The organism is Mesorhizobium sp. CO1-1-7 (assembly GCF_020164885.1).
GTDB classification, from domain to species: domain Bacteria; phylum Pseudomonadota; class Alphaproteobacteria; order Rhizobiales; family Rhizobiaceae; genus Mesorhizobium; species Mesorhizobium australicum.
This window is the reverse complement of the sequence record NZ_JAIUHA010000008.1, coordinates 1-20,762: the sequence shown is the minus strand read 5'-3', so window position 1 is coordinate 20,762 and position 20,762 is coordinate 1. Positions and strand designations below refer to the sequence as shown.

Here is a 20,762-nt window from a genome sequence, read left to right as displayed (position 1 = left end):
TATCTTGACGTTAAGAATCTTTCCATTATCTTATCTTAATATTCAACGCCGGCCAAGAGGCTGTGCCACCCATAGGGTTCCATCATGAAATATCTCTGGGATTCGGCGCTCGGCCTGCTGGTTGTCACCGGCGGCCTGCTGGGCCTGACGCTGCCCTTCGGCAAGCTCGCCACGGCGGCCGGCGTGCCGGCCATGGTCTGGGCCTTTGTCATCTCGCTCGGCGCTGGCGGCGTGCTTTTGGGGGTGCTGCTGGCGCGTGGTCAGCGCATCCGGCTCACCCCGCACAAACTGCGCTATTTCTTCGTCACCGCGGCAGTGTCCTATGCCGTCCCCAATCTCCTGATGTTTTCGGCCATTCCGCATCTGGGCGCCGGCTACACCGGCATCATGTTCACGCTGTCGCCGGTGATCACACTGGTGTTTTCGATCCTGCTCGGCGTCCGGCGCCCCAACATGCTGGGCATATCTGGCATCGCCGTCGGCTTTGTCGGCGCCGTCATGGTGGCGGTGACGCGCGGCGAGGCTGGCCAGCCGGCCGATCTGTTCTGGGTGGTGACGGGGCTGCTGATCCCGGTCAGCCTTGCCGCCGGCAACATCTACCGCACCATCGACTGGCCGGAAGGAACCGGTCCCATCGAACTCGCGGTCGGCAGCCATCTGGCGTCCGCGGCGATGCTGCTCGTCGGCATCCTGACCTTGCTCGGAGGCAAGGCCTTCGTCCAGCTTGGCGCCGTGCCGCTCATCGTCGTGGCGCAGATGGCCTCGGCATCGGCGATGTTTGCTTTCTTCTTCCGGCTGCAGGCGGTTGGCGGTCCGGTCTATCTCAGCCAGATCGGCTATGTCGCGGCAGCGGTCGGACTGTTTGCCGGCACGATCTTCCTTGGTGAACACTATCAACTGCTGACCTGGGTCGGCGCCGTCATCATCACCGCGGGCGTGTTCATCACCACCAAGGCGCAGAGCCAGAAAGCCTGATGGCTTCGAGGCGCACGCCGCACTGCCGTCAGCGTCACCGCCGGGCTCCGGCCTAGGCTGGCCGAGGATTGGCTGTTCAGACCGATCCCTTCTCCGCCAGCACCATGTAGTTGACGTCCATGTCCTTCGACCGCGCCCAGCGGTCGGCAAGCGGATTGTAGGTAACGCCGGTGCGGTCGATGATGATCAGGCCGGCGCCGCGCAGCGCCTTTTCCAGCTCTTCCGGGCGCACCAGCTTGCCGAATTGGTGGGTGCCGCGCGGCAGCCAGCGCAACACATATTCGGCGCCGATGATGGCGAGGCCGAGCGCCTTGAGCGTGCGGTTGATAGTGGCCACGAACATGATGCCGCCGGGTTTGACCATCTCGCCGCATTTGGCGACGAACAGGTCGATATCGGCGACATGTTCGACCACTTCCATGTTGAGGATGACATCGAATTTTTCACCGGCCTCGGCGAGATCTTCCGCCGTCGTGGCACGATAGTCGACGCTGACATTGCCCTCGGCGGCATGCAGTTTCGCCACTTCGATGTTTGTTTCGGACGCGTCCGCTCCGACCACCTCGGCACCGAGCCGCGCCATCGGCTCGCACAAAAGGCCACCGCCGCAGCCGATGTCGAGGATGCGCAGGCCCTCGAACGGCCGCGCCGCCCGTGGGTCGCGGCCGAAGCGCGCCGCGATCTGGTCGCGGATATAGGAAAGCCGGACCGGATTGAATTTGTGCAGCGGACGAAACTTGCCGTTCGGGTTCCACCATTCGGCGGCAAGGGCGGAAAAGCGTTCCACCTCTCCGGCATCGATCGTCGATCGTCGGGGCTCAGGCATCGGTTGGTCTCCTCGGACGCTACAGCGCCGCGCGTCCTTCGGACGCGCAAAGGACGCTGTAGCACTTTGATTCTGCGCATGATCCCTTTCCGAAATCGAAGTCGATTTCGGGGTCATGCGCTAGGAAGTCGGGCGTGAGGCATCGAATGTCAAGGCAACATTTTCCTCTGCTGACAAGTGGCTGGGCGATCAAAGGCCCGGCTTATTTCGTGTCCAGAACATCACGCAGCTTGGCCGCCAACTGCTCGATGGTGAACGGCTTGGCCAGGAAGTGCACGTCATGATCGAGCATGCCGTTGTGGACCACGGCGTTCCTGGTGAAGCCGGTGGTGAAGACCACTTCCAGCCCGGGCTGGCGCGCGAGCGCTTCCTCAGCGAGCTTGCGGCCATTCATCACCGGCATGACGATGTCGGTGAAAAGCAGGGCGATGCCTGGTGTCGCGGCGAGCTTCTGAAGGGCCTCCGGTCCGCTTCCCGCATGGATGACGATGTAGCCGAGTTCGCGCATGACATCCGTCGTGGAGGCCCGCACGCGGGGGTCATCCTCGACGACGAGGATCGTCTCGGTGACCTTGGCGGCGCTCTTGTCGCGCCCGACGGGCGCTGCCGGCTCCTCGGCTCCGAAAAACCGGGGCAGGTAGACCTTGATCGTCGTGCCTTCGCCGGGCTCGGAGTAGATCTTGACGTGGCCGCCCGATTGTTTGACGAAGCCGAACACCTGGCTCAGCCCAAGTCCCGTGCCCTTGTTGACCGGCTTGGTCGTGAAGAAGGGTTCGAAGGCCCTGGCGATGGTCTCGGGCGACATGCCCGCGCCGGTGTCGGTTACCGCGATCATCACATATTGGCCAGGCGTGACTTCGGCGTGCGTCGATGCATAGCCGTCGTCGAGGTGGCTGTTGACAGTCTCGATGGTCAGCTTGCCCTCATTGTCCATGGCGTCGCGGGAATTGACGGCCAGATTGAGGATCGCGTTCTCGATCTGGCTGGGATCGGCGTGGGTTTTCCACAGGCCGCCCGCTAATACTGTCTCGATGCGGATGCCTTCACCCAAGGTCCGGCGCAGAAGATCGGACATGCCGGTCAACAGCCCGTTGATGTCGACAACCTGCGGCGCCAGAGGCTGCAGGCGGGAGAAGGCAAGCAGGCGGGATGTCAGGTTGGCGGCGCGGCTGGCCGCGTCGGTCGCGGCCTCGACGAGTTTTTCGATGTCATGCTCGCCCCGCTTCAGCTTGCGCTGGGCAAGGTTCATGGCGCTGAGGATCACCGCCAGCATGTTGTTGAAGTCGTGGGCGATGCCGCCTGTCAGCTGTCCGACAGCCTCCATCTTCTGCATCTGGCGTATCTGGGATTCGGCGTTTTCACGCGTCTGGATCTCGTTGCCGAGTTCGATGTTCTTGCGCATCAGCTCTTGCTGGGCGACGACCACCTCGTGGAAGCGGCGACGGGATTGACGTATGGTGTAGGCGGCAAGCAGGAAAATCGCCAGCAACGCGGCCAATGAGCCGATCCGCAGCCAGGCCTCGACCCGGTCGGTACGCTCGTCGCGCGCGGCCACCGCGGCGGCGCCGATGCGTCGGATTGTGTCCATGCTGGCCCGCATCTCGTCCATGGCGGCCTTGCCCTGGCCACTGCGGACCAGTTGCAGGGCCTTTGCCGCATCGCCTCGCTCGTAAAGAGCTATGGTTTCGGCCAGGTCGGCCTGCTGTTGCGAAAGCGCGTCCTTGATGTGGCCGATCTGCTGGGCGATCTGATCGTCGGGAGCGGTCGCGCTGTCGACCCGCGCCAATTGTCCCGGAATTGCCTCGACGGCCTTCCGGTAAGGCTCCAGATACGATTTTTCACCGGTCAGCAGGTAGCCGCGCTGACCACTCTGGGCCTCCTGCGCCAATGAAAGCAGCCCGGAAAGCTGCTCCTGGTACTCGATTGTCTCACGTGCGGCGGCACGATTGGCCCTTTGGCTCTCGACGAGCACCGCACGGGTGCCGACGATCAGTGCCAGCACCGCAAAGCCCGCGACAAGCGGGAGCGATTGCAATCGCATGGCGCGCCGAAGCCGAGCAATCATCCGTTATGCCGAACCAAAAGCAATTTCCCGCGGGCAGCATTTGGTAAGCGGCGCCGGGCCGGAAGGCAATATGTCGTGCTGTTATGCAATCCGCCGTCAGCCTTGCGAAACCTTCCTCATTTGGCTATGGAGGCCGCGCATTCAGTGGCCGGCGGCAGCCGGACGCTTTTCTTCCATTTTCGGCCGCGGGCCGGCTCCAGTCAAAGGCATTTCGCTTCCATGGCGCGTATCGTGATGAAATTCGGCGGGACCTCCGTCGCCGACATCGCTCGCATCCGCAACGTGGCACGTCACGTCAAACGCGAGGTCGACGCCGGTCACGAGGTGGCTGTGGTGGTTTCGGCGATGGCCGGCAAGACCAACGAGCTGGTCGGCTGGACCCGCGAGGCCTCACCGATGCACGATGCCCGCGAATATGACGCGGTCGTCGCTTCCGGCGAACAGGTCACGGCTGGCCTTCTCGCCATCACCTTGCAGAACATGGGCGTGCATGCGCGCTCCTGGCAGGGCTGGCAGATTCCGATCAAGACCGACAACGCGCATGGCGCGGCGCGCATCCTCGACATCGACGGCGCCTTCCTGGTCAAGCGCTTCGGCGAAGGCCAGGTGGCTGTCATCGCCGGTTTCCAGGGCATCGGGCCGGACAACCGCATCGCCACGCTCGGACGTGGCGGCTCCGATACCAGCGCCGTGGCGATCGCCGCCGCGGTCAAGGCCGACCGCTGCGACATCTATACCGACGTCGACGGGGTCTACACCACCGATCCGCGCATCGAGCCCAAAGCGCGGCGGCTGGCCAAGATATCGTTCGAGGAAATGCTTGAAATGGCGTCGCTCGGCGCCAAGGTTCTGCAGGTGCGTTCGGTCGAGCTTGCCATGGTGCACAGGGTGCGTACCTTCGTGCGGTCGTCCTTCGACGATCCCGATGCGCCCGGAATGGGGGATTTGCTCAATCCTCCGGGAACGCTCATTTGCGACGAGGAAGAGATCGTGGAACAGCAGGTCGTCACCGGAATTGCCTATGCCAAGGACGAGGCCCAGATTTCGCTGCGCCGCGTCGGCGACCGGCCGGGCGTCGCCGCCGGCATTTTCGGACCGCTGGCCGAGGCCAACATCAATGTCGACATGATCGTCCAGAACATTTCCGAGGACGGCAAGCTGACCGACATGACCTTCACCGTGCCGTCGGGCGATGTGGACAAGGCGCTGGCCGTGCTCGACCGGCTGAAAGCCGAGATTGGCTACGATGTCGTACAGTCGGAAGCCGGCATGTCGAAGGTCTCGGTCATCGGCATCGGCATGCGGAGCCATGCCGGCGTCGCCGCCACCGCCTTCAAGGCGCTGGCCGACAAGGCGATCAACATCCGCGCCATCACCACCTCCGAGATCAAGATTTCGATACTGATCGACGGTCCCTATACGGAACTTGCGGTTCGCACTTTGCATTCCGTCTACGGTCTGGATAAGCAGTAGCAGGACTGAATCAGCTGTTGCGCACTTGCCGGGCGCGGCGGAAACTGCCCCGGCAAGAAGTCTATTGGAGAAGAAGCCGCGATGCGTGACACGGCCGTTGGCCCGCGCGTTTTGCTGAAACGGCTCCGCGAGCTCATGCAGGAGCCGCTGGAGCCGCAGGAGCGGCTCGACCGGATTGTGCGCGACATCGCCTCCAACATGGTCGCGGAAGTCTGCTCGCTCTACGTGCTGCGCGCCGATTCGGTGCTGGAGCTCTACGCCACCGAAGGTCTGAACCCGAACGCCGTCCATCTGGCGCAGCTGCGGCTAGGGCAAGGCCTGGTCGGCACCATTGCCGCGAGTGCCAGGCCGCTCAACCTGTCCAACGCGCAAGAACACCCGGCCTTCGCCTACCTGCCGGAGACCGGGGAGGAGATCTACAATTCCTTCCTCGGCGTGCCGGTGCTCAGGGCAGGGCGCACGCTGGGCGTCCTGGTCGTCCAGAACAAGACCATGCGCCACTACCGCGACGATGAGGTCGAGGCGCTGGAAACCACGGCCATGGTCATCGCCGAGATGATCGCCACCGGCGATCTGGCGCGGCTGACCCGGCCTGGCCTCGAACTCGACCTGCGCCGGCCTGTCAGCTTCACCGGCCTGTCCTTCAACGATGGCGTCGGGCTCGGTCATGTCGTGCTGCACGAGCCGCGTATCGTCGTCACCAATTTGTTCAACGAGGACAGCGAGGAGGAGGTCCGGCGGCTCGAAGCCTCGCTTGGTTCTCTGCGGCTTTCCATCGACGACATGCTGGAGCGCCGCGATGTCGCCTTCGAGGGCGAGCACCGCCAGGTGCTGGAAGCCTACCGCATGTTCGCCAACGACCGGGGCTGGGTACGGCGCCTGGAAGAGGCGATCCGTAACGGCCTGACTGCCGAGGCGGCGGTGGAAAAAGTTCAGAGCGACATGCGCGCCCGCATGCTGCACATGACCGATCCCTATCTGCGCGAGCGGATGAGCGATTTCGACGATCTCGCCAACCGGCTGTTGCGCCAGCTGATGGGACGTGGACCCGAGGATGTCGCGGCCTCGCTGCCCAAGGACGCCATCATCGTCGCCCGCTCGATGGGCGCTGCCGAACTGCTCGACTATCCTCGCGACAAGCTGCGCGGGCTGGTGCTGGAGGATGGCGCGGCGACCAGCCATGTCGTCATCGTCGCGCGCGCCATGGGCATTCCCGTCGCCGGCCAGATGAAAGGCGCCGTTTCCATGGCGGAAAACGGCGATGCCATCATCGTCGACGGCGAGGAAGGCGCGATCCATCTGCGGCCGCAATCCGATCTTGAAGCCGCCTATGCCGAGAAGGTGCGGTTCCGGGCGCGCCGGCAGGAGGTCTACCGCGAACTGCGCAAGAAGCCGTCGACGACTCGGGACGGGGTCCAGGTCGACCTGCTGATGAATGCCGGGCTTGCCGTCGACCTGCCGCAGTTGGCGGAGGCGGGCGCCGCCGGCATTGGCCTGTTCCGCACGGAACTGCAGTTCATGGTCGCGTCGACCTTTCCACGCGCCGAAGCCCAGGAAAAACTCTACCGCGACGTGCTCGAGGCAGCGCGCGGCAAGCCGGTCACCTTCCGCACCATCGACATTGGTGGCGACAAGGTGCTGCCCTATTTCAAGGGCGCGGTCCAGGAAGAGAATCCGGCGCTCGGCTGGCGGGCGATCCGCCTGACGCTCGATCGGCCGGGTTTGCTGCGCACCCAGATCCGCGCCTTGCTCAAGGCCAGCGGCGGGCGCGAGCTCAAGCTGATGCTGCCGATGGTGACCGAGCTCGGCGAAATCGCCCAGGCGCGCGAAATCATCGACCGCGAGGTGCGGCATCTCTCACGCTTCGCCCATCATCTGCCGACCAGTCTCAAGCTGGGCGCCATGCTGGAAGTGCCGTCGCTTCTGTTCCAGCTCGACGAACTGATGAAGGCGGTCGACTTCGTCTCGGTCGGATCGAACGACCTGTTCCAGTTCGTCATGGCGGTCGATCGCGGCAACACGCAACTGGCCAACCGCTTCGATACGTTGTCGGCGCCATTCCTGCGCGTGCTCAAGCAGATCGCCGACGCCGGCGCCCGCAATCATACGCCGGTCACCCTGTGTGGTGAACTCGCCGGCAAGCCGATCTCGGCGATGGCGCTGATCGGCCTCGGTTTCCGCTCGATCTCGATGTCGCCGGCCTCGATCGGTCCGGTCAAGGCCATGCTGACGGAGCTGCCGCTGGAGGAGCTGAAGGCTTTCTTCGACGACAATCTGATGGCGCCGGCGCAAGGGCTGCCGATGCGGGCATTGCTGCAGGCCTTCGCCGACGACCGCTCGATCCCGTTGTAGCACCCTCATCATGGTCAATTTGCCCCGCGATCGTATGGATCAAGTCGTCAAGCGTTTCGAGATGCTCGAAGCGCAGATGTCGGCCGGGCCGGCGCCGGATGCCTATGTGAGGATGGCATCGGAATATGCCGAGTTGCAGGAGATGGTGGCCAAGGTCAGGGAATTGCGCTCTGCCGAGCACGAGCAGGCCGACCTCGAAGCGATGCTCGCCGACAAGGGCACCGACGCTGAGATGCGAGCGCTTGCCGAAGCAGATCTGCCCGGCGTCGAGGAGCGCATCGAGACGCTGCAGAAAGACATCCAGATCCTGCTCCTGCCCAGGGATGCCGCCGACGACAAGAACGCCATTCTTGAAATTCGCGCCGGCACCGGCGGCGATGAGGCGGCACTCTTCGCCGGCGACCTGTTTCGCATGTATGAGCGCTATGCCGCCGAACGCGGCTGGCGGTTCGAAACGGTATCGGCCAGCGACGGCGATGCCGGCGGCTTCAAGGAAATCATCGCCACGATCTCCGGTAAAGGTGTGTTCGCCCATCTGAAATTCGAATCCGGGGTGCATCGCGTCCAGCGCGTGCCGGCCACCGAGGCCAGCGGGCGCATCCACACGTCAGCCGCCACAGTCGCCGTGCTGCCGGAAGCCGAAGAGGTTGACATCGATATCAGGGCCGAGGACATCCGCATCGACACGATGCGTGCCTCGGGCTCCGGCGGCCAGCACGTCAACACCACCGATTCCGCGGTCCGCATCACCCATCTGCCGACCGGCATCATGGTGGTGCAGGCGGAGAAGTCGCAGCACCAGAACCGGGCCAAGGCCATGCAGATCCTGCGCGCCCGGCTCTATGACATGGAGCGCAGCAAGGCGGATGAGGAGCGTTCCGAGTCGCGCAAGTCGCAGGTCGGTTCCGGCGACCGCTCCGAGCGCATCCGCACCTACAATTTTCCGCAGGGCCGGGTCACCGACCATCGCATCAACCTGACGCTCTACAAACTCGACCGGGTGATGATGGGTGAACTCGACGAAATCGTCGACGCGCTGATCGCCGATCATCAGTCGAAGCTGCTGGCCGATATCGGCATCGATGGCTGACCATCCGCCCGCGGCGCTGGGGCCGCTGCTGCGGGAAGCGCGGACCCGGCTTGCCGCAGCCGGCATCAATGATCCCGCGCTCGATGCGCGGCTGATCGTCGAACACTATTCCGGCACGACGCGCACCCAGGCGATCGCCGACCCCGCGTGCAAGATCGACGGGAACGCCATCGCCGCGATCGACGGCGCCCTGAGACGGCGAGCCCGTGGCGAGCCGGTGCATCGCATCCTCGGCTATCGCGAGTTCTACGGTTTGCGCTTGTCGCTGTCGCCGGAGACGCTGGAGCCGCGACCGGACACCGAAACGCTGGTCGAGGCGGTGCTGCCCTTCGTCAAGGCAATGGCCGCGCGGGAGGGCACATGCCGCATCCTCGATCTCGGCACCGGCACGGGCGCGATCGCCCTGGCGTTGCTGAGCGTCGTGCCGGCCGCGACCGCCACCGGTGTCGACATCTCCGCCGGCGCTCTGGCCACGGCGGCCCGCAATGCCGGGCAATTCGGCCTCGGCGGCCGGTTCACGGCGGTTCAGTCGGACTGGTTTGAAAAAGTTTCCGGCCGGTACCATGTAATTGCCGCAAACCCTCCCTATATACCAACACAAGAGATTGGAAATCTGCAGGACGAAGTCCGCGATTTCGACCCGCGCCTTGCCCTTGATGGCGGTGTGGATGGGCTGAACCCCTACAGGATCATCGCCGCCGAGGCGGCAAGGTTTCTGGAAGCCGAAGGCAGGATTGCGGTCGAGATCGGCCACACGCAAAGCAACGACGTCAACGATATATTTCGCGCAGCCGGTTACGCGGCTGGCGAGGTTTTTAGCGATCTCGGCGGAAACGACAGGGTTCTTGTTTTTCAACGGGCAACGTCTTGACGCAGTGCAAAAAAAGGCTTGGCAATACCGGGGAATGCGGCTAGGGTCGCCTAACCGGATGAGACGAAGCAGGCAGTGCTCTTAGCGATTCGGTTTTTCCTTGGAAATAGCTGCCTTCTTGCGCAAACGACGCCCAAGCTTCGTGCGGGAATCGTCCGGCAAGTGATGTAACCGGAAACAGGATGACACGTGGCGCCAACGCAATCGATGCGGGCGAACGCCGGTGAAGAAACGAAACGGCTGGCTGCATGAGCGCCTCCGTTCGTGAAGAGTTTTTCAAAATTTCAAGATGAAGAGAGTCGAATGAGGCCACAACAGCAGAACAGGCGCATGCGCGGTCGCAACAACAATGGCGGCGGCGGTGGCAATAACAATAACAACAACAATAACAACAACCGCAAGGGGCCGAATCCGCTTACGCGCAATTACGAGAGCAACGGCCCGGACGTGAAAATCCGTGGATCGGCTCAGCAGATTGCCGAAAAATACGCCACGCTTGCCCGTGACTCGCACAGCTCCGGCGACCGGGTGATGGCGGAGAACTACCTCCAGCACGCTGAACACTACAATCGCATCATTGCCGCCGCGCAGGCGCAGATGCCGATCCAGAACGTCCAGCAGGCACGCGACGAGTTCGACGAGGACGGCGACGACGATCGCGACGAGTTCGACAATGCCGGCAGTGGGGCCGGCAACAGTGGGGCGGGAAATAGCAGCGGCAATGCCGGTTCCGATCCACAGCTCCCCGTGATCAACCATGGCGCAGGTCCGCAGCCGGTGATCGAGGGCATGCCTGCGGAGGTTGCGCTGAACCGGGAAAACGGTCGCGACAATCGCGACAATAGCGGGCGCGACAACAGCGGGCGTGACAATAACGGTCGCAACAATGGCGGCCGCGACAACAGTGGCGGGCGCCATCGCGATCGCCGCCCCAATGGCGGCTACGGCCAGCGCGACTACGCTTCACCCGAACAGGGCGGCCAGCAACAGCGCAACGAGGCCCCGGGGCAGACAGAAGGCCAGGCAGAGGCCGCTTCGCCGCCCGAGACCGTCGCGGCGGCCGAGCCGGCTCCACGGTTCGAGAATTTTTCACCGGCAGGTCTGGCCGCCCAGGCCGAACTCAATGAGGCGGCCGCCGAAAGCGGTGCTGCCCGCCGTCCACGGCGTCCGCGCCGTCCGCGCACCAATGCCGATCAGGTCGAGAGCGGCAGCGAAAATGGGGATGCGGCCGAGACAGCGGCGGCTCCGGTCGACAGCGGCGGTGCCGAACCCGTGGTTTCCGACATCGACAACTGAGCGAACGGCATTCAAGGCCTTGAGCGGCGGAGAGAAATCTCCGCCGTTTTCGTTTGGGCTGACGTGGAATATTATGCGCCTGCCATATTGCGACATCTTGAGGGGCAAGGGTCCATGCACCATATCTGGCCTGAACAGGATCCGGCTCGAATGGGCGGGTCCGTCACCGCAATCTGATCCGGTGCCGCAAAGCGGGCCGGTGATGGAAGGAGACAAATATGAACCTTGAGAAATACTCAGAGCGCGTGCGCGGCTTTATCCAGTCCGCGCAGACCATGGCGCTCTCGCGCAACCACCAGCAATTCACCCCCGAACACATTCTGAAAGTGCTCGTCGACGATGACGAAGGCCTGGCCGCGTCGTTGATCGAGCGCGCCGGCGGCAATGTCCGCGATGTCAAGCTCGGCGTCGAGACGGCGCTCGAGGCGATGCCCAAGGTGGAGGGCGGCAATGGCCAGCTCTATCTGGCACAGCCGCTGGCCAAGGTGTTCTCGACCGCCGAAGAACTGGCCAAGAAGGCCGGCGACAGCTTTGTCACCGTCGAGCGGCTGCTGCAGGCGCTTGCCATGGAGAAATCGGCCAAGACGGCCGAAATCCTGGCCAAGGCCGGTGTCACCGCGCAGGCGCTGAACCAGGTCATCAACGACGTCCGCAAGGGCCGCACCGCCGATTCGGCGAGTGCCGAACAGGGCTATGACGCGCTGAAGAAATACGCACGCGACCTCACCGCGGACGCACGCGCGGGCAAGCTCGACCCCGTGATTGGCCGCGACGACGAGATTCGACGCACCATCCAGGTGCTGTCGCGCCGCACCAAGAACAACCCGGTGCTGATCGGCGAGCCGGGCGTCGGCAAGACGGCGATCGCCGAAGGGCTGGCGCTGCGCATCGTCAATGGCGACGTGCCGGAATCGCTGAAGGACAAGCAGTTGATGGCGCTCGACATGGGCGCGCTGATTGCCGGTGCCAAATATCGCGGCGAATTCGAGGAGCGGCTGAAGGCTGTGCTTTCGGAGGTCACTTCGGCCAGTGGCAACATCATCCTGTTCATTGATGAGATGCACACGCTGGTCGGCGCCGGCAAGGCCGATGGTGCCATGGATGCGTCGAATCTCCTGAAGCCCGCGCTGGCGCGCGGCGAACTGCACTGCGTCGGCGCCACCACGCTCGATGAATACAGGAAGCATGTCGAGAAGGATCCCGCTCTTGCCCGCCGTTTCCAGCCCGTCTTCGTCGACGAGCCGACAGTGGAGGACACGGTCTCGATCCTGCGCGGCCTGAAGGAGAAATACGAGCAGCACCACAAGGTGCGTATCTCGGATTCGGCACTGGTGGCGGCGGCGACATTGTCCAACCGCTACATCGCCGACCGCTTCCTGCCGGACAAGGCGATCGACCTCGTCGACGAAGCCGCCTCGCGGCTCAGGATGCAGGTCGATTCCAAGCCCGAAGCGCTGGACGAGATCGACCGCCGCATCATGCAGCTCAAGATTGAACGCGAAGCGTTGAAGGTCGAGACGGACGATGCCTCGAAGGACCGGCTCGCCCGCCTGGAAAAGGAACTTGTCGGCCTGGAAGAGGAATCGACAGAGATCACCGCGAAGTGGCAGGCCGAGAAGCAGAAGCTCGGGCTAGCGGCCGACTTGAAGAAGCAGCTCGACGAAGCGCGCAACGACCTTGCCATTGCCCAGCGCAAGGGTGAGTTCCAGCGCGCCGGCGAGCTTGCCTATGGCAAGATCCCGGAACTGGAAAAGAAGCTGAAGGAGGCCGAAGCCCAGGACGGCAAGGCCGGCATGGTCGAGGAAGTGGTCACGCCCGACCACGTCGCCCATATCGTGTCGCGCTGGACCGGCATTCCGGTCGACAAGATGCTGCAGGGCGAGCGTGACAAGCTGCTGCGCATGGAAGACGAGATCGGCAAGCGTGTCGTCGGCCAGGGCGAAGCGGTGCAGGCCGTTTCCAAGGCGGTGCGGCGTGCCCGTGCGGGCCTTCAGGATCCGAACCGGCCGATCGGCTCGTTCATGTTCCTCGGGCCTACCGGCGTCGGCAAGACGGAACTGACCAAGGCTTTGGCCAATTTCCTGTTCGACGATGAGACGGCGCTGGCGCGCATCGATATGTCCGAATACATGGAGAAGCACTCCGTCGCCCGGCTGATCGGCGCGCCTCCCGGCTATGTCGGCTATGAGGAAGGCGGTGCGCTGACCGAAGCGGTGCGGCGCCGGCCCTATCAGGTCGTGCTGTTCGACGAGATCGAAAAGGCGCATCCGGATGTCTTCAACGTGCTGTTGCAGGTGCTCGATGACGGCCGGCTCACCGACGGGCAGGGCCGCACCGTCGACTTCCGCAACACACTGATCATCATGACGTCTAATTTGGGCGCCGAATATCTCGTCAATCTCGGCGAGGATCAGGATGTCGATGCCGTACGAGACGAAGTGATGGGCGTGGTCAGGGCATCGTTCCGGCCGGAGTTCCTCAATCGCGTCGACGAGGTGATCCTGTTCCACCGGCTGCGCCGCAAGGACATGGACCGTATCGTCGAGATCCAGCTCAAGCGGCTCGAGAGCCTGCTGACGGATCGCAAGATCATGCTGTCGCTGGATCCCGAGGCGATCGAGTGGCTGGCGGCCAAGGGTTACGACCCCGCTTATGGTGCCCGGCCGCTGAAGCGGGTGATGCAGAAGGAACTGCAGGATCCGCTGGCGGAAAAGATCCTGCTCGGCGAGATCCTGGACGGCTCGACTGTCAAGGTCACGGCCGGTTCCGACCGGCTGAATTTCCGCTCCAAGCCGGCGATCGTCGCGGCCGAGGTCGCGGCCTGATTCAAACGCCGCGCGTCCACCGGACGCGCGGCGTTTTCATGCAATTGGCGGGGGATTGATGACGCTGGACGACTACAACGGCTTCTGCGCTTCGTTGCCTGCAACGAACCACGTGGTGCAATGGGGCGGCGCCCATGTCTGGAAGGTCGGGACCAAGGTGTTTGCGATCGGTGGCTGGGATCAGGGTCGGCAGCTCTTCGTCACCTTCAAATGCTCCGACATCGCCTATGACGTGCTCAAGGAGCAGCCGGGCCTGCGCCCCGCGCCCTATCTTGCCTCCCGCGGCATGAAGTGGATCCAGCGTCAGACAAGCCAGAGCATGGATGATGGTGCGCTGGAGGACTATCTGCGCGAGAGCCACCGCCTTGTTGCCCTTAAGCTGACGAAGCAGGCGCGCAAGGAATTGGGGCTTGGCGCAAGCTAGCCAATATTCCCCGAGGCGCCGGAAAACCGCCATCTTCATGCCCGGTTCATGTTGGAACCATATGGTGGGTAACTGGTTTGCTGGCGAAGGGTTCGCCGAACTGAACAATGCCGGCGGCGGCACATACGGACCGGAGAGTTTCGCACGATGCTGCGCAGTATCTTCACCCTTTCGGCGCTTGCCGCGGGACTGGTGTTTTCCAGTGCGTTCGCCGCGCCGACGCATGACGGTGCCGCCCAGCCTGTCCGCACGTCCGGGAGCGGCGGCATTCTGCTCGCCCAGGACGGCAATCTCGACATTTATTACGATGCCAGGGGCAATCGCGTCATCGTCGATTCGGACACCGGCAAGGTGATCGCCATCCAGCCGCCACAGACACGGCTCGACCGGCGGGCGCTGCGCCGAGAGAGCCGGATGCGCGAACTTGGCCGCGCACCCGCCGACGATGACCGTTACTATCTCGACGATCCCCAGGACATGGCCCGCTTCCGCCGCAGACAGCTGGAAGAGGAAGGCCGGGTCATTCCACCGCCCGCCGACGAATACGATCCTGACGGAAATGGTTCAGTCGATGCCTATCCGCCGGCACCGCAGGACGACGGCAGCTACGACAACAATTATCCCGACGCGCCGCAGCCGGGTACAATCAAGCGCCAACCGCTGAACGAGGCGTCGATAGACCCCGTCCGGCCGGCAGACCCGACGGACCAGGCAGCGCCCTCCGACCAGGCGGCATCGCCGCCAAAGGCCGGCGGCAAGACGTCGGTCGACCCGTCGCTTTCGTTGGGCGCACGCCAGGATGTCGCGGCGCTGCAGGTGCTGCTCGACCGGGGCGGGGCTTCGCCTGGCGTCATCGACGGGCGCTTCGGTTCGAATGTCGACAAGGCGCTGGCGGCCTACAATCAGATCAACGGCAGCAGCCTCAAATCGACCGATTCGGTCGGCATCCAGGCCGCATTGTCGCAGTCCGGTGGCGACGCGTTCGCCAACTACACCATCACCGCGGAGGATGCGGCCGGCCCCTATGTCGCGTCGATCCCGGAAGACTACAGCCAGAAGGCGCAACTCGACCGCATGGGCTTCACCTCCGTCACCGAGGCGCTGGCCGAGCGCTTCCACATGGACGAGAACTATCTCAAGGCGCTCAATCCGGACGCCAACTTCAATCGTCCGGGCACGATCATCAAGGTCGCGAATTTCGGCAAACTGGTTTCTACCCCGGTTGCCCGCATCGTCGCCGACAAGGGCAAGAAGGAAGTCTTTGCCTATGACGGGTCGGGCAAGCTGGTCGCGGCCTACCCCGCCACCATCGGCTCATCGGACACGCCATCCCCGACCGGCATCCATGCCGTGTCGCGTGTTGCGCTCGATCCGAACTACACCTACAACCCCAACATCAACTTCAAGCAGGGCGAGAACAACAAGATCCTGACCATTCCGCCTGGGCCGAATGGCCCGGTCGGATCGGTGTGGATCGCCCTGGACAAGCCGACTTACGGCATCCACGGCACGCCAGAGCCCTCGAAGATAGGCAAGACCGAGAGCCATGGCTGCGTGCGCCTGACCAATTGGGACGCGCGTGAACTGGCCAAGCTGGTCTCGCCGGGCGTGCCTGTGGAGTTCGTCGAGTAGGGTATGTCGATATTCAGGCGATGCCGGCCTGACCTGAATCTCAACATAAATTTCAACCAATGATCCTGCGCACCCACTTCACATTCGGCGTTGCCGCGTAGATCAACTGCACCACCAGAATGAAGCCTACGCTCGCCAACGGGGTGATCAGGCAAAGTGCGGCGCCGACGGCCCACAGGATCTGCGCCTTGACGATGCGCAGGTAGACCGTGCGTTTCGTTTCCGCATCGACGTCCTCCGCGACAAGGCCGCTTTTCTCCGCATACCGCCAACTGACGAACAGCGTGATGCCGAGCATCAAGAGGTTGAGCCAGTAAACCAGCACCGCGGTCCTGAATTCCAGAAAATCGGCCAGAAGGTCGGTCGAGAACGGCAAGAGCGCGATGAAGGCGAGAAAGCAGAGGTTCAGCGTGGCCAGCCGTCTGTCGGATTTGGCGATCAGACCATGCTGGGCCTGCTGGCCGAACCAGAAGATGGTCAGGGTCAGAAAGCTCAAGGCATAGGTGAGGAAGCGTGGCGCGAGTGCCGCGATGGCGGCGAGCAGATCATATTCGGAGTGGATCGCCTCATGCGCCGGCACCCTGATCTCGAGCACGATCAGGGTGAGCGCGATTGCGAACACGCCATCGGTGATACCGACAATACGGCCGCGCCCCTCAACCGATGCTTCGAGCGGACGCTTCATCGATTTCTCCTGCCCGCGGGTCCTGGAAAACCTAAAGCGCGTCTCGTCGAAACGGATTCATGCGACGCGCTTTAAATCTTGCCTGATGCATGTCGTTGTCGCAAAAGCCGAGGTCACTTTTGCGCGACATGCATTAGCATGACTGCCGCGGTTTGCATCGGGGCAGATGCAATCCCTGGCAATATGGCTGGTTTCAAGGACAACAAGCCGCTGGCCGGTTGTTGCCGCCGCGCCGACGGTCTAATGAGGGTGGCATGCATGCGCCCAATCAAGCCGCCGCCGTTCCGCTGACCGCTCCGGTCGCGAATGGCACGTTCTGCCCGCAATCGCAGCGGCGTTATGTGTTGATCGCGGCGATCCTGGCCTCGGCGCTCGGCTTCATCGACGGATCGATCCTGGCGATAGCCATGCCGGCGATCCGCGTCGACCTCGGCGCCAGCCTTGCCGAGGCACAGTGGATTTCCAATGCCTATGCGCTGACACTCTCGGCGCTGATCCTTGCCGGCGGTGCCGCAGGCGATCGGTTCGGGCTGCGCCATGCTTTCGTGGCCGGCATTGCGCTGTTCGTCGTGACCTCGCTTGCCTGCGCGCTGGCGCCGAACGCTGTCGTGCTGATCGCATTTCGCGCGCTCCAGGGCATCGGCGCCGCGATCATGGTGCCGGGCAGTCTCGCGATTATCGCCAAGGCCTATCCGAAGAAGGAACGCGGCAGGGCGATCGGCATCTGGGCGGCGGCCTCGGCGCTGACCACCGCTCTCGGCCCCGTGCTCGGTGGCCTGGTGCTGTCGGCCTTCGGCGGCGGCATCTGGCGGGCGATCTTTGCCGTCAATCTGCCGCTCGGCCTGGTCTCGATCTATCTGCTGCTCGCCAAAATTCCGGCCGATGCGCCGACGGAGAAACGCAGTCTTGACCTTGCGGGCGGGGCGCTTGCGACTCTGGCCTTCGGCGCGCTTGCCTATGGGCTGACTTCAATGAGCGCCAGCGGCGAGAGCCAGATGGCCGGTCCAAGCATTGCCGCCGGCGCCGTGCTGCTTGTCGTCTTCATCCTCTTCGAGCGGCGGCAGCGCGAGCCGATGATAGATCTCAGCCTGTTTCGCATCGGTGCTTTCGCCGGCGCCAACGTCGCGACGTTCTTTCTCTATTTCGCACTGTCAGCCAATCTTTTTTATCTGCCGATGCTGCTGATCGCAGGCTGGGGACTGAGCACCGCCGAGGTCGGCTTCATCTTCCTGCCGCTGTCGGCGGCGATCGCGCTTCTGTCGGGGGCCGTCGGCAAGCTGTCGGACCGGATCGGGCCCCGTTTTCCCATTGCCTGCGGCAGCCTGATCGTGGCGGTTGCCTTCGCCGGGCTGGCCTTGCTCGCCTATGCCGGCTTTCACCATTTCTGGACCGGCATCTTCCCCTTGATGGCGCTGATGGGGCTTGGCATGGCGTTGGTCGTATCGCCATTGTCCACCGCCATCATGACGGCGGTGGAAGACAAGGACACCGGCGCGGCTTCCGGCATCAACAACGCCGTCTCACGCATCGGCGGTTTGATCGCGGTGGCAGCGATGGGGTCGCTCGCTGCCTGGATTTACGCCAATGGCCTGGAGGTAAATGCCGCGCCCGGCGTGCCTGGCTTCGGCGAACCGCCACCGGCAGGACTTTCGCCGGCACTCGATGCGGCGAGGATCGCCGCCAGCGACGCAGCCTTTTCCGCCATCTCCTTGGTGACGGCGCTGCTATGCCTGCTTTCCGCTGTCATTGCCTGGACGACGATTTCGGGCGAAGCGCTGCCGTGGTCGCGGCGCGCCGAACCTCGGCAGGGCGAAGGCTGAGTCTCAGCCTTCGATCTTGGCGCTGGCGACCTTCAGCGAATTGCCATCTTCCTGTTTCAGCAGATCGTCGATGCGCTCGCGCTCGCGCTTGAAGGCGACGAGATCGTCGCCCTTCAGCACCTTGCCGACCGGTAGACGGACGCGCATCGGATCGACTTTGGTGCCATTGACGATCAACTCGTAGTGCAGGTGCGGGCCTGTGGCCAGGCCGGTCTGGCCGAGATAGCCGATAGTCTGGCCCTGACGCACATGCATGCCCGGCTCCATACCTTTGGCAAAGGCACTCTGGTGATTGTACGAGGTCTCGTAGCCATTGGCATGGCGAATGATGATCTGCTTGCCATAGCCGCCGGCCCAGCCGACCTTCTCGATGACGCCATTGCCGGCGGCGATGATCGGTGTGCCGATCGGGGCTGCCCAGTCGACGCCTGTGTGCATGCGGACATAGCCGAGGATCGGATGCTTGCGGGCGCCGAAGCCGGAGCGGAACTTTCCGGCGGGCAGCGGATTGCGCAGCAGGAACTGCTGGGCGCTCGAGCCGTCTTCGTCGAAATAGTCCGTGCTGCCATCCTGCATCTGGAAGCGGTAGAAATTGCGCGTCGTGCCGCCGAAGGTCGCCGAGACATAGAGAAGCTCGGAATTGTCCGAGGTCTGGTCGTCGCCATCAGGCTGCGAGAACAGCACTTCAAGGCGGTCGGAGGGATTGAGGCGGGACTGGAAATCGACATCGGATGCCAGGAGCTTGATCAGCCGCTGGGTCATCGCCTTGGACATGCCGTAGGAATAGGCGGCGCGGTAGATGCCGTCATAGACGTTGGGCAGATTGCCGCGCACCACTACCGGCGCCGACGAATCGTCGAATGCGGTCAGCAATTCGGGATTGGGCTCGGGCTCCTGGGCCGGCACGTACTGGCCGCGGTCGTCGAGCGCGATGGTGACGATATGCGTGGTCTTGTCATAGACGCTTGTGCGCACGACCTTGGCGGCATCGCCGTGGACCTCGAGGCCAACACGCAGCACGGTACCTGCCTTGAGCGCCGGCGCGTTGAGCAACTTGGCGATCGCTTCGGCCATGCCGGTGGCATCATCGCCCGTGTAGCCCGAATCGGCGAAAGCCTCCGTGAGGTCGGTGTCTTTGGTGAAGGGGATGATTTCCTCGGCGAAAGCCGGTGCCTGGTCGTCCGCGTTGGCGCGTGGCGATACGGAGACATTTTCCGGCACGATCTTCACATCGTAGGAGCCGGCCATGCTCTCGGCAAAGGCTTCGCCGAATCGCTGCGGATCGACATAATGAAGCGAAGCCACCTGCACGGCGCCGTCGCTTAGGTCGGTGCCGGCTTCGCGTACCACTTTTTCGACTTCGTCGGCCGACAGGTCGCTCTTCTCGTCGAAGGAAGCCGTCGCGATGGGGAAATCCACGGTCTTCAGGCTCATTTCGCTTTCGACCTTGGCGCCGTAGATCTGGCCAGAGGCGGCCGACGCTGTCGCCGGCTGCGCCGATGCATCGTCGCCGTCGTCGCCGAACACCTGCATCGGGTCGAAAGGGGGGTAGGCCCGGCTGGTGGTGTGGCCTGCTGCGAGTGCCATCTTGATCTGCACGAAAGGCATGGTGTGGATGACATCGCGGTCGCCGACCTTGGTGACCATCGACACTTCCATGCGGCGGCGATCCTTTGCCTTGGCGATCTGGCGCGGCGCCACCAGCCTGGTGGTCTTTGCCACTTCGCCGGAATCGCCGTTGCTGGCAAGGCCGATCAGTTCGGCGATCTCGGGTGGGGTCGCCAGTTGCTGGCGACCATCGAGGGCGGCGAACAGCGCGACGCCCATCAGCACGCTCGAGGTTACACCGGTGAGGAATGTTCCCGACAGCCAGCGCGCAGAAACCTCACGCCGATCGGGCGGGCCGCTGCGGCCGTCCGCGATAAGCGGCGGCTCATTGCCGAGTTCGGCTATGACATCTTCCGTATCTGGCATCCAGAAAGGCTGCTTCTTCCCCGGGCGGAACGGCTTGTCGCTTTTGTTGTGGCCATGACATTTGCCTATCACGGCAGGTTAAGTCAACGAAGCCTCAGGCCCCGGTCGAATTCCCCTCGTGCACTTCATCTTATAGAGCACTTCTAAAAGCGGGCGGCGTGCCTTCATCCACAAGGCTCTCGCGCACGCCCTTACGGCGCTCTTGGAAGAGGGCATTGCACGGCTGTGCTCGCGCCCTCTTTTGCTGGCCCTGGTGTCGAACGGCAATGCGGCGGCAATAGGGCTCCTTCGTGGCCTCCTCCTCCTGTTGTCCCGTGTTCCCCTGGGGCAGCCGGCTATCGACAAAGCGCGCCCGAAATTTCTGTCGCAAAAAGTTCAAAAACATTTGGGAACGGTGTTGACAGTTTTGGTTGGTGGCGACTATATACGCCTCACGAACGAGGGCGGTGCGCCG

The 20,762-nt window shown here is 63.5% G+C and carries 15 protein-coding genes; 11 read left to right on the top strand and 4 right to left on the bottom strand.

The features are described 5' to 3' along the window. The first annotated feature begins 84 nt into the window (after positions 1-84). Positions 85-975, top strand: a complete 891-nt coding sequence (locus LB516_RS18330; RefSeq protein WP_224586950.1) for a DMT family transporter — start codon at positions 85-87, stop codon at positions 973-975. 76 nt (positions 976-1,051) lie between these two features. Here LB516_RS18330 and ubiG read toward each other — a convergent pair whose 3' ends face one another. Then, complete coding sequence (gene ubiG, locus LB516_RS18325) at positions 1,052-1,801, bottom strand: bifunctional 2-polyprenyl-6-hydroxyphenol methylase/3-demethylubiquinol 3-O-methyltransferase UbiG (protein WP_224720136.1); 750 nt, start codon at positions 1,799-1,801, stop codon at positions 1,052-1,054. 202 nt (positions 1,802-2,003) lie between these two features. After that, positions 2,004-3,842 (bottom strand): CHASE3 domain-containing protein, encoded by a 1,839-nt coding sequence (locus tag LB516_RS18320; protein ID WP_224720135.1) that lies wholly within the window; start codon positions 3,840-3,842, stop codon positions 2,004-2,006. Positions 3,843-4,085: 243 nt separating this feature from the next. Here LB516_RS18320 and LB516_RS18315 point away from each other — a divergent pair, with 243 nt between their 5' ends. The 8 genes from LB516_RS18315 (at position 4,086) to LB516_RS18280 (ending at position 15,829) form a co-directional block, all read left to right on the top strand. Then, positions 4,086-5,339 (top strand): aspartate kinase, encoded by a 1,254-nt coding sequence (locus tag LB516_RS18315; protein WP_015315600.1) that lies wholly within the window; start codon positions 4,086-4,088, stop codon positions 5,337-5,339. A gap of 81 nt (positions 5,340-5,420) precedes the next feature. Then, positions 5,421-7,691, top strand: coding sequence for a phosphoenolpyruvate--protein phosphotransferase (gene ptsP / locus LB516_RS18310; RefSeq protein ID WP_140662767.1), 2,271 nt, complete (start codon positions 5,421-5,423; stop codon positions 7,689-7,691). Positions 7,692-7,701: 10 nt separating this feature from the next. Beyond that, positions 7,702-8,781: a peptide chain release factor 1 gene (prfA, locus tag LB516_RS18305; protein ID WP_015315602.1), complete on the top strand. Its 1,080-nt coding sequence runs from the start codon at positions 7,702-7,704 to the stop codon at positions 8,779-8,781. Next, positions 8,774-9,652 carry a peptide chain release factor N(5)-glutamine methyltransferase gene (gene prmC / locus LB516_RS18300; RefSeq protein WP_140787777.1) on the top strand — a complete coding sequence of 293 codons (879 nt, stop codon included), beginning with the start codon at positions 8,774-8,776 and terminating at the stop codon, positions 9,650-9,652. The genes prfA and prmC overlap by 8 nt, the downstream gene beginning before the upstream one ends. A gap of 303 nt (positions 9,653-9,955) precedes the next feature. After that, positions 9,956-10,948 carry a DUF4167 domain-containing protein gene (locus LB516_RS18295; RefSeq protein WP_015315604.1) on the top strand — a complete coding sequence of 331 codons (993 nt, stop codon included), beginning with the start codon at positions 9,956-9,958 and terminating at the stop codon, positions 10,946-10,948. Positions 10,949-11,166: 218 nt separating this feature from the next. Beyond that, complete coding sequence (gene clpB, locus LB516_RS18290) at positions 11,167-13,773, top strand: ATP-dependent chaperone ClpB (RefSeq protein ID WP_224720134.1); 2,607 nt, start codon at positions 11,167-11,169, stop codon at positions 13,771-13,773. A gap of 58 nt (positions 13,774-13,831) precedes the next feature. After that, the gene (locus LB516_RS18285) at positions 13,832-14,197 is read left to right on the top strand and encodes an MmcQ/YjbR family DNA-binding protein (protein WP_015315606.1); all 366 of its coding nucleotides are present in this window, start codon (positions 13,832-13,834) and stop codon (positions 14,195-14,197) included. 147 nt (positions 14,198-14,344) lie between these two features. Continuing rightward, positions 14,345-15,829, top strand: coding sequence for a L,D-transpeptidase family protein (locus tag LB516_RS18280; protein ID WP_224720133.1), 1,485 nt, complete (start codon positions 14,345-14,347; stop codon positions 15,827-15,829). Positions 15,830-15,881: 52 nt separating this feature from the next. On the opposite strand, the gene LB516_RS18275 is transcribed toward LB516_RS18280, so the two are convergent. Further along, positions 15,882-16,514, bottom strand: coding sequence for a TMEM175 family protein (locus LB516_RS18275; RefSeq protein WP_140616877.1), 633 nt, complete (start codon positions 16,512-16,514; stop codon positions 15,882-15,884). 254 nt (positions 16,515-16,768) lie between these two features. On the opposite strand from LB516_RS18275, the gene LB516_RS18270 reads away from it, so the two are divergent. Further along, positions 16,769-18,334, top strand: a complete 1,566-nt coding sequence (locus LB516_RS18270; RefSeq protein WP_224720132.1) for an MFS transporter — start codon at positions 16,769-16,771, stop codon at positions 18,332-18,334. Between the two features lie 3 nt (positions 18,335-18,337). Here the strand turns inward: LB516_RS18270 and LB516_RS18265 are convergent, their stop codons facing one another. Next, positions 18,338-20,308, bottom strand: coding sequence for a M23 family metallopeptidase (locus LB516_RS18265; protein WP_015315610.1), 1,971 nt, complete (start codon positions 20,306-20,308; stop codon positions 18,338-18,340). Between the two features lie 202 nt (positions 20,309-20,510). Between LB516_RS18265 and LB516_RS18260 the strand changes: the two genes are divergently transcribed. After that, positions 20,511-20,762 (top strand): hypothetical protein (locus LB516_RS18260; protein ID WP_224644085.1); only part of this gene is annotated, 252 nt, incomplete at its 3' end.